The sequence below is a fragment of the Siphonobacter sp. genome (genome assembly GCF_048595215.1).
Taxonomy (GTDB): Bacteria; Bacteroidota; Bacteroidia; order Cytophagales; family Spirosomataceae; genus Siphonobacter.
On record NZ_JBMDWJ010000248.1, the window covers coordinates 1 to 9,708 of the forward strand.

Sequence of the window (9,708 nt, forward strand, 5' to 3'; positions counted from 1 at the left end):
GCCTGCGGCGTTACTTCAATACGGGTCGGAAATTCCAGAAACTCGAACGAAAACTTCTCTACTTTTTCCGGGAACGTAGCCGAAAACAGTAGGTTCTGCCGTTTGCGGGGAATGATTTCGAGAATCCGGCGAATCTGTGGCATGAAACCCATGTCCATCATCTTGTCGGCTTCATCGAGTACCATCACTTTTAGTTCTTTGGTAACAATGTCGCCGCGAAGGTACAGATCCATGAAACGACCCGGCGTACTGACCAAGATGTCCACGCCAGCCGTAAGGGCTTCAATTTGCGTTTTAGGGCCGAGACCGCCGTACAGACAGAGTGTCCGTAAATCGGTATACTTGCCCAGTTGCTCAATGGCGTCGCCAATCTGCATGACCAGCTCGCGGGTCGGAGCCAGGATCAAAGCCCGTGGTGCCAAACCCTGAGCGTACTTGACCTTATACAGAATGGGCAGGACATAAGCCGCCGTTTTACCCGTACCCGTCTGAGCAATACCCAGCAGATCGTGACCCGCCAGAACCAGCGGAATGGCCTGTTCCTGAATGTCGGTGGGTTGCTCATATCCGGCCTCGCTTACGGCATTGAGCAATTGCCGATTGAGGTTAAAATCTTCGAACGTCATCTTCTTATTCCTTCCAACGAAAACACAAAGGTCGCAAAAAGCCTTGGGAAACAGCACAAAAGCGACTAATGAATGGGTCGAGTCAGAGAAATCATTTGGGGCAGCATCCAAACGAATGGCTGGCTTGATTTTGAAAATGGGCTTTTTGACCTTCAAGAAATAAGGTTTAGTCGCCAAAGACGTTAGAAATACGCACGATCCCGTATTTTTAAGGCATTCATCAGCACTTCGGTAAACAGCTAAGCAGCCCGATGCTGCGTTCATCCCATTGTATGTTTCATCTTCCTAACGTCCGGGCCCTTTCACTGGGTCTGCTTCTAAGCCTACCTGCCGTACCTGTCATGGCCCAAAAACTGGGGCCGCTGACCGTCGAAAAGATCATGCGGGACCCCAAATGGATGGGCGTTTCGCCGAGTAATCCCTACTGGGCCGAAGACGGTTCCAGGGTTTATTTTTCCTGGAATCCGGAAGGAGCCAAGGGCGATTCGTTGTACGCCTATGAACTCAGCAGTAAAAAAATCAGTAAAGTAAGTCTGGCCGATCGGCAGCGGATACCGAGCGAATCGGGTAAATACAATCAGGCGAAAACCGTAAAACTGTACGAAAAGAACGGCGATCTGTTCTACCTCGACCTGTCTACCAAACAGATTCGACAGCTGACGAATACGGTTGAAAGTGAAAGTAACCCTACGTTCAGTAGCGATGAAAAACAAGTGATTTTCCGTCGGGGGATGAACCTGTTTTCCATGTACCTGGCTTCGGGTGAAATCAATCAGTTGACCAACTTTTTGTCGGGTAGTAAAAAAGCCGATCCGAAAGCCAACGAAGAGGAAAAATGGTTGAAATCGGATCAATTAGCGATGTTTGAAGTGTTGAAGGAACGAGCCGACAAGAAAAAGGACGCCGCTAAAATCACCAAAGCCGAACAGCCTAAGCGACCCAAGGAGTTTTACCTGGAAGAACGGAACCTGATGGCTCCCACGGCAGCTCCCCACGGAAAATACGTAACGTTTCAACTGGTAAAATCGGCGGCAGGAGCAAAGAGCACCATTGTTCCTAACTACGTCACCGAATCAGGATTCACGGAAGACATTCCGGCCCGCACCAAAGTAGGAGCACCCCTGGCTTCGCATCAGTTGTTTTTGTACGACATCGAAAAGGATACCATCCGCGAAGTGAGTGCAAAGGACCTGACGGGCATTACGGAGCAGCCTAAATACCTGTCGGAGTATAAAGCGGATACCACGTCCAAAAAATCGAAGGTACGTCCGGTACAGTTTTTCGGAACGAACTGGTCCGAAGATGGTACGTATGCCGTGGTGATCGTTCGTTCGCAGGATAACAAAGACCGCTGGATTGCCCAACTCGATCCGGCTACGGCGAAACTGAAGGTACTCGACCGCCTCCGCGACGAGGCCTGGGTGGGTGGCCCGGGTTCGTATGCACTGACCTGGCTGGATAAGGAAACGTTACTGTTTCAGTCGGAAGCGACGGGATACTCGCATTTGTACAGCATCAACCTGCGTACGAACGAACGCAAGCAGCTCACGAGTGGCAAGTTCGAAGTACAGCAGACGGTTCTATCCAAAGATAAAAAAACGATTTATTTTCAGTCGAATGAGGTACACCCCGGAGAACAGCACTGGTATAAAATGGCGGTTACGGGCGGTGAACGCGTGAAACTGACAACCGGTACGGGAGCCCATGAGGTAAGCCTTTCACCGGATGAAACGAAACTGCTCATTCGTTATTCGACGCCTACGCAGCCCTGGGAACTGTATCTACAGGAAAACCAGGCCGGAGCGAAAGCGGAAAAAATTACCAATTCACTGTCGGATGAGTTCAAATCTTATGCCTGGAAAGAACCACAGGTCATCACGGTAAAAGCCAGCGACGGACAGGATATTTACGCCCGTCTGTACGTACCGAAGAAGAAAAACGGGGCGGCGGTCATCTTTGTCCACGGAGCCGGATACCTGCAAAACGCTCACAAATGGTGGAGCCAGTATTACCGGGAATACATGTTCCACAACTTACTGGTCGATCAGGGCTTTACGGTACTGGACATGGATTACCGGGGCTCGGCGGGCTACGGTCGCGACTGGCGAACGGGCATTTACCGCTTCATGGGTGGGAAGGACCTCGACGATCACGTAGACGGAGCGAAGTACCTGACGCAAAAACTAGGCATCAATGCGAAACGCATTGGGATGTACGGCGGTAGCTACGGCGGGTTTATGACGCTGATGGCTTTGTTCACCAAACCCGGCGTATTCAAAGCAGGAGCGGCTCTCCGGCCCGTAACCGATTGGGCAGCCTATAATCACGGCTATACGGCCAATATTCTGAATGAACCGCAGACGGATTCGCTGGCGTACCGTCGCAGCTCTCCGATTTATCATGCGGCCGGATTGAAAGATAACCTGCTCATCTGCCACGGGATGGTAGACGTAAACGTACATTTTCAGGATGCCGTACGCCTCTCGCAGCGATTGATTGAATTACGAAAAGAAAACTGGGAACTCGCCGCTTACCCCATGGAAGACCACGGATTCGTAGAGCCTACCAGCTGGATGGATGAATACAAGCGGATTTTGAAGTTATTTCAGGAGAAGTTAAAGAAGTAAGGTTGAAAAATTTTATAATTCGTTTAACCCCGTACGCAGACCTGCGTACGGGGTTTGTTGTTTTGTATAAGTAGGATGTTTTACCTAGCTCATATGAGTCAGACCGAATTTCGTCCCGCAGTCACGGCTGACTAGTAGCTGGTGAGCCTTCCAGGCTGGACCTCTCCACGACTAACGCCTGCTCTGGGCCACCGCGTTTCGGCTATCGTAGGTCGCTCCGTTGCTCAGGAGCGGGAGAGGTTTTCTTCTAAAGGCAATTTATTTAAGTTTATTAGTTAGTGGTTGGTCGTTATTAAAGTTCAATCGGAAACCTTCATGGACGAATTAAATCCAGGCCCCGTCCTATTGCGATAAGTCGCCTACTTCATCCGTAACACGGTGGCCTTGAGCAGGATGAAGTCAGCGACGTTCGCGATACGGACTGAAAGATCAGCCATCTCAGCGGGACGAAAGACTGCATCTATATTATTTAAATTCACCAATCCTTATAATATAATATTCCAACAAGCTCAGGTACAGCTTTTTCTACCCCTCTGGAAACCAACCCTAAAAACACCCGATTATGGAAAAGCCCATTTCACGGCCCATGCACGGCCTGGCCGATTACGCCTATGTACCGCTTGTGGCCCTGGCTCCTAAACTGGCCGATTTTGAAAAGGAAAAAGCCGCCGTTACCCTATGTGTTCTTTTGAGTAGTGGAGCTTTGGCCTATAGTTTAGGTACCAAAGCTGAATGGGGTGCCCTACGATTGTTACCCTTTAAAAAGCACTTAGCTATTGACTTTTCGGCGGGGCTTTTGGCCCTGGCGGCACCCTGGCTCTTTGGTTTTGCCAAACACAAAAAAGCCCGGAATACCTTTCTGGTGATGGGCGTCATTAGTCTGCTCGCCAGTTCATTAACGAAGCCCGAAGAAATGAACGAATAGCGAACTATTGCGTCAAAAACGGATTGCTAAAGGCAGGATTCTGTAGAAATTCTGTGTCCGTCAGCGTATGCAGAAACGCGATCAAATCTTTCTTTTCGGAAGAGGTCAGATGCATGGGGCCTTTCAGATCCGTACTGAGTGTACGGCTGGAAGCTACATGCTCACTGTAATGATCGATGACTTCCTCCAGCGTCCGGAAACGACCGTCGTGCATGTACGGACCCGTCACGGCAATATTCCGAAGCGTCGGTACCCGAAAGCGGGCAAAATCGGCGTCAAAGCCCGTTACTTCCTGCCGACCAGGATCGAGCGGAGAGGCATCCAGACCATTATTATGAAAGACGTTCTGGAAAAACTGAGCCCCGCCGTGACAGTGAGCACAGTTGGCTCCGCGTATGCCTTCGGCAGGATCGGAGGTTCGCATGAACAGATCCATACCTCGCTTTTCGGCGTTGGTCAGCGTATACTGATGCCTTAGATACCGATCATACGGAGCCTGGGCAGAAATCAGGGACCGCTCAAACTGGGCCAGAGCTTTGGCCATCAGAAGGGGCGTAATGGAGTCCGTACCGAACGCCCGTTTGAATTTCGAGGGATAAAACGCCGTTTGTTGCAACTTTCGTGCCGCTTTCTCGGGAGCCAGTCCCAGTTCATCCGGATGAGCCATGGGAATCAGAGCCTGATCTTCCAGCGTGGGTGAGTGACCATCCCAGAAGAAATGGCGTACCCAAAGCAGGTTTGCCAGCGACATGGAATTGCGGGCCGTGGTACGTCCATTCACGCCGATACTCAACGCAAAACCATCGGTAAAAGCCCGATTTTGCTGGTGGCAACTGCTACAGGAGATCGTATTATTTTTAGAAAGCAGAGAGTCGTAAAACAGAAAACGCCCCAGAGCCACGCCCTCCACCGTCATCGGATTATCCGGCGGAATGGTGTACCGATGCCCAAAAGAAGCCGGAATGGAAAGCGTATAGGGAGTATCGTTGCGGAGGGTAAAGGCCAGTACCACCGCACTACTCAGTAGGATCAACCAACGAAGCATACGTATCGACGAGAAGAAAAACGAGTCCAACTTTCCGGTTGCGGCCTTTCCGAAAAATCAACGGTGAAAATAGGCATTCTATCGGTTATTTGGCGAACCGGATTTCAATTTCCCGTACTTCCCGAATCCAGCGGGCGGGTTTCTTTTCACCGGATACTACGATTCGATACGGACCTACGCCAGCGGGCAGGGCGGTACCGTCTACGGCATCGGCGAGTACGATGGTTCGCGTACTAAATTCCGGGTCCAGTTCTGGCAAAGCAAACAGGACTTCATACCCATCGGCTGCCCGTACCAGAGCATATTTGACTAAATTTTCTCCGCGGAGTTGCCCACCTACCGTTACCCCGGCTTTCTTCAATAGCTCAATCAGCGGTATGCCCGAGTAGTGGTGCTCTTTCTGGTCTTTGTCTACGGCTTTTACGTCCGTATGCGGCAGGGCTGTCAGATCGGAAGCTTGTAGTTGAAGCGGAGTAGTGACTTCACCCGTAACCTTTAAAACCACCTGAGCCGATACATTCCAGGACCATATAAGGAAACCCAACAAGGGCAGTAACTTTTTCATGCGAAAGGAACGGAAATAGGGCCTAAAATTATCGTTATATTTTTACGAACATAACGAAAAAAAATAATGAATTGTTTAAAACTCTAGGCTAGGACTAGACTACTGGGAACCATCTATCTTTTCCACTGTTTAATAAAGCACGAGTAAAAAGCGTATTTGCTTCCCGAACGTATGAATCAAACATCTACTTTAACCGATACTTCGGACACTTCTCATCAACAGTATCCTTGGTTGATCGCGATTTCCGGGTTGTTTATTCTCATTACCATCAATGGGCTTACGACCTCTTCGCTGTCGGTGTTTGATGAAGTCGTTCAGCGGGAGTTTCACTTGACTCGGAGCGTACTCAAATCACGGGAAACGGTTACCTACGCTGTTTCGGCTCTGTTCATTTTACTTTCAGGGTGGCTGATTGATCGGATTGGGGTAAAAAAGTTACTACTGAGTGGGTTAACCTTAATGGCCCTGGCTCTGGGTGGCTACGGGTTCGCCCGTAATCTGACGGATTTGTATATTCTGCACGTACTGCTTGGATTGGCTTACGTTTCGGCGGGTTCAGTGGCCGTAGTAATTCTGGTTTCGTCCTGGTTTCAGAAAAAACGCGGATTAGCCCTGGGCATTACACTAGCGGGCACGAGTTTGGGTAGTGCCATTTTTCCGCCTTTACTTACGAATCTAATTCATACGCACGGCTGGCGGGAAGCTTTTCACTGGCTATCGTTTGTACCGCTGGTGCTGTTCGTTTATACGGCTGTCGTCGTGCATAGTACTCCTGAAACCGCCGGCATGCAGCCCTACGGACGAAGAGCGACGGAAGAACCCTTAGTGAAAGAGGGTCGAACCTATGCCGAAGCCCTACATACGCCCTTATTTTGGCTGATCGCTTTGTGCGGATTTCTCTCGTTCTTGGGAATTGTCGGCTTGGTATCTAATCTCTTTTTACAATTACGAAGCGTCGGATTTGATTCCGGACAGGCGGCCTGGACGTTATCGCTGTATTTCACGCTAGCACTGGTCGGGAAATTTCTGATTTCCTGGATTTCCGATCTGGTGTCCCTCTATCCTCTATTTACCGGCTGTTTGTTGGGACTCATGGTAGGAGCAATAGGTCTGGCTTCACTGACACCAAGTCTAATTATTCCTTCGGTAGGATTGGCGGCTTTAAGCTGGGGCGGCGTTTTCACGTTGTACAATGTATTGATTGTTCGATCCTTTGGCTTGAAAGCGGCCGGGAAAATCAACGGTACCATCAGCTTATTCGAAAACTGTGGTTCATTGCTGGGACCCTTAGTGATGGGCTGGCTCTTTGAAACCTCCGGCTCGTACCAGCAACCCTTGTACCTGACGGCTGGCGTTTTTGGACTAACGGCCTTTCTTTCCTTACTTTTCTTTCGGCGAGTACCCAAGGCGTACGTTTCGTAGGCAGGCTCTTAAAACGGAGCTGATGATGGGGGTGATTTGAGTTAAGAATCGACCAATCGTTTGGCTAAACTTGGGGATTCTACTACTTTCGTTGCGACGGAGACACGGAATAAAGTCCTGGGTACCAGCGACGAATATTTCTTTTTACACGGTTAATATCCAGAAAATTACGTTAAAACTACTTCGGCAGACACTTATTCCTGAACCGAAGCGTTTAAGAAGCTGAAACCAATTGGAGAGAGTGAATTCGATGAGAGCCCTTTTCGTAGTGTGGACCATTCTGGGGGTATTTCCGAACGTTTTCGGACAGACCTCTCAGTTTGTCAGTCAGACCCATCCCCTAACCAAATCAAACGCTGAAGCCCGTTCGACGGTAGCTAAAGACAGTGACAAAGCATCCCTACACTGTATTCCACTGTGGGGGGAGAAGAAAAAAACCGCCCAGCAAATCAAACAAGATGAAGCCTTTTTAAAAGCCTGTGACGAGAATTTCGGCAATCGAGCCGAAGCCAGCCGGTTTTTTGCCGAGCGTGGCTGGGAGTACATTGCCGAAGGTGAGCTGGATACGGCTTGCTACCGCTTTAATCTGGCCCAGTTGCTCAACACGAAAAACAGCGATGCGTACTGGGGTTTAGGGGTCGTGTGCCATCAGAAAGGACAAGGAGCCGAGGCCATCCGTATGTTGAGTAAAGGAGTCGCCTGCGATTCTGCCAATTCGATGTTACTCGACGATCTGGCGACGCTGTACATTCAACAGCACCAGCAATCCGGTCAGGCTCATGACCTGGACGAAGCGTTTGCCTTACTCAACCGTTCCGTACAACTGGATACGACCAACGCCACGACGTACCTGAAACTGGCACTGGCCGAGTATCAGCGAAACAATTTCGATAAAGCCTGGGAACATCTGCACCAATGCCGTCAGCTGGATGTACAGGTCCTCGACTTTAATTTTATTGAACAGCTTTCCGCTAAACAGGCCGATCCCAAAGGCGTATTTAACTCCGGAAAAGAATAAGTAACAATATCGTGAAATGAAAAAGGCGGAGAACGACTCGTTCTCCGCCTTTTTCATTATTCAAAGTAACGCCATTGCAGATAGGTACAGAGTCCTTCCAGTTCCGGGAAAATCGAGAAGGCATTGACGCCTAGCGTATCCAGATCGGTACGAATTTGCTTCAAACAGGTGGATGGAATTTTTACCTTGATCAACTTCTCCGTATACGAGTCGATTTCGTTCATGTACTGCTTGGTCAGTAGTTCCTGCGAAGACGCGACGCTAAATACACCTGATTGGTTATTGATTCGTTGCTTGATAATCCGGGGTCGTACGAGCTTAGTTTGCGGCACGTCGAAAGGGTGCATCGTTTCCAGATTGGCCGCAAAATCCTCTTCCTGAGCCATTAAAATCCATACTACGCTATACGACGAAGCCACTAGCGATTCGCCCGTAGCGAACCACAGGGCCGTCAGGGCATTGTTCGACCAGTCTAGCAAACGCGTGGGTAAGGTAAAATGTTGGCCCAGCGTCAGGTAATCCCAGTCGTCCATGGGGCGGTGCGGCTCAATGAGCAGTGGATTTGTTCGCTTGAATTCCTGTAAAAGCGTTTGTTCCACCTGCAAAATGTCACCTTTGGCTTTCAGGCGGCAAATCTTGGGAAGCAGGGGATGATCGAACGTTTGGCCACGAAACAGAAAATCAATCGAGTAGCCCTGCCGGCTGTGTTCGTCTTTACTCTGCTTAATGAGCGTGAGGTACGCTTCAATCGTACTTAATTCAACTTCTTTCATGGCTGGATCGGTGGAAAATCTTGGTATTCAGTACGTACTTCTCATTCGATGTGGAGGATTTCCTTAGCCAGATGAATCATCCGTTCGCTGCCCGTGTATTTGCCTTTTTCGTCAGATAGCTTGACGACCTCGGTCCATTCTCCTTCACCCGGCTGGGCCTCCGTCATTTTAATCACAATGTTCATGGCTTTAGGGCCGACGTCATTGGTCAGACTGGTACCGATGCCAAACGACATGCCGATGCGACCCCGACAGTGTTCGGCAATGCGTACGACTTTTTCATAGTTGAGCGAGTCGGAGAAGGTGATGGTTTTCGACAGCGGATTGATCCCCATGCGTTGGTAATGCTGGATGACTTTATCGGTGAATTCGAGCGGATCGCCACTGTCGTGCCGGACGCCATCGAAGAGCTTGGAGAACATCTTGTCAAATTGCTGGAAAAAGACGTCCGTTGTGTACGTATCCGATAGGGCAATGCCCAAATCCCCGCGATAGACCTGTACCCAATGTTCCAGTCCTAAAGCATTCGACATCTTAAAGCCGTACCGGGCTGCGTGGAACATAAACCATTCATGGGCGTGCGTACCAATGGGTTTGGTTTGGTACCGCATGGCCATGTGTACGTTGCTGGTTCCGACAAACGAACCCGCCCCGTATTGTTGCAAAGCCTGTAAAACCAAGCGATGTACCCCGTACGAATGGCGACG

At 49.8% G+C, this 9,708-nt stretch carries 8 protein-coding genes and 1 pseudogene; 4 read left to right on the top strand and 5 right to left on the bottom strand.

Annotation, left to right across the window (positions count from 1 at the left end; genetic code table 11):
- On the bottom strand, positions 1 to 626 hold a 626-nt coding region (locus tag ACOJTG_RS15425; protein WP_420154644.1), incomplete at its 3' end, for a DEAD/DEAH box helicase.
- A 272-nt stretch (positions 627 to 898) separates the two neighbouring features.
- On the opposite strand from ACOJTG_RS15425, the gene ACOJTG_RS15430 reads away from it, so the two are divergent.
- The gene (locus ACOJTG_RS15430) at positions 899 to 3,253 is read left to right on the top strand and encodes a prolyl oligopeptidase family serine peptidase (RefSeq protein WP_420154645.1); all 2,355 of its coding nucleotides are present in this window, start codon (positions 899 to 901) and stop codon (positions 3,251 to 3,253) included.
- Between the two features lie 562 nt (positions 3,254 to 3,815).
- On the top strand, positions 3,816 to 4,178 hold the full coding sequence (locus ACOJTG_RS15435; protein WP_420154646.1) for an SPW repeat domain-containing protein: 363 nt from the start codon (positions 3,816 to 3,818) through the stop codon (positions 4,176 to 4,178).
- 4 nt (positions 4,179 to 4,182) lie between these two features.
- On the opposite strand, the gene ACOJTG_RS15440 is transcribed toward ACOJTG_RS15435, so the two are convergent.
- Together ACOJTG_RS15440 and ACOJTG_RS15445 are read right to left on the bottom strand one after the other, a co-directional pair.
- Positions 4,183 to 5,223: a cytochrome-c peroxidase gene (locus tag ACOJTG_RS15440; protein WP_420154647.1), complete on the bottom strand. Its 1,041-nt coding sequence runs from the start codon at positions 5,221 to 5,223 to the stop codon at positions 4,183 to 4,185.
- Between the two features lie 85 nt (positions 5,224 to 5,308).
- The gene (locus tag ACOJTG_RS15445) at positions 5,309 to 5,788 is read right to left on the bottom strand and encodes a molybdopterin-binding protein (RefSeq protein WP_420154648.1); all 480 of its coding nucleotides are present in this window, start codon (positions 5,786 to 5,788) and stop codon (positions 5,309 to 5,311) included.
- Positions 5,789 to 5,959: 171 nt separating this feature from the next.
- Here ACOJTG_RS15445 and ACOJTG_RS15450 point away from each other — a divergent pair, with 171 nt between their 5' ends.
- Complete coding sequence (locus tag ACOJTG_RS15450; protein ID WP_420154649.1) at positions 5,960 to 7,210, top strand: MFS transporter; 1,251 nt, start codon at positions 5,960 to 5,962, stop codon at positions 7,208 to 7,210.
- A 250-nt stretch (positions 7,211 to 7,460) separates the two neighbouring features.
- On the top strand, positions 7,461 to 8,228 hold the full coding sequence (locus ACOJTG_RS15455) for a tetratricopeptide repeat protein (RefSeq protein WP_420154650.1): 768 nt from the start codon (positions 7,461 to 7,463) through the stop codon (positions 8,226 to 8,228).
- A gap of 56 nt (positions 8,229 to 8,284) precedes the next feature.
- On the opposite strand, the gene ACOJTG_RS15460 is transcribed toward ACOJTG_RS15455, so the two are convergent.
- Together ACOJTG_RS15460 and ACOJTG_RS15465 are read right to left on the bottom strand one after the other, a co-directional pair.
- The gene (locus tag ACOJTG_RS15460) at positions 8,285 to 9,001 is read right to left on the bottom strand and encodes an FRG domain-containing protein (protein WP_420154651.1); all 717 of its coding nucleotides are present in this window, start codon (positions 8,999 to 9,001) and stop codon (positions 8,285 to 8,287) included.
- A 41-nt stretch (positions 9,002 to 9,042) separates the two neighbouring features.
- Positions 9,043 to 9,708 (bottom strand): annotated as a pseudogene (locus tag ACOJTG_RS15465) (nicotinate phosphoribosyltransferase); the annotation flags it as partial.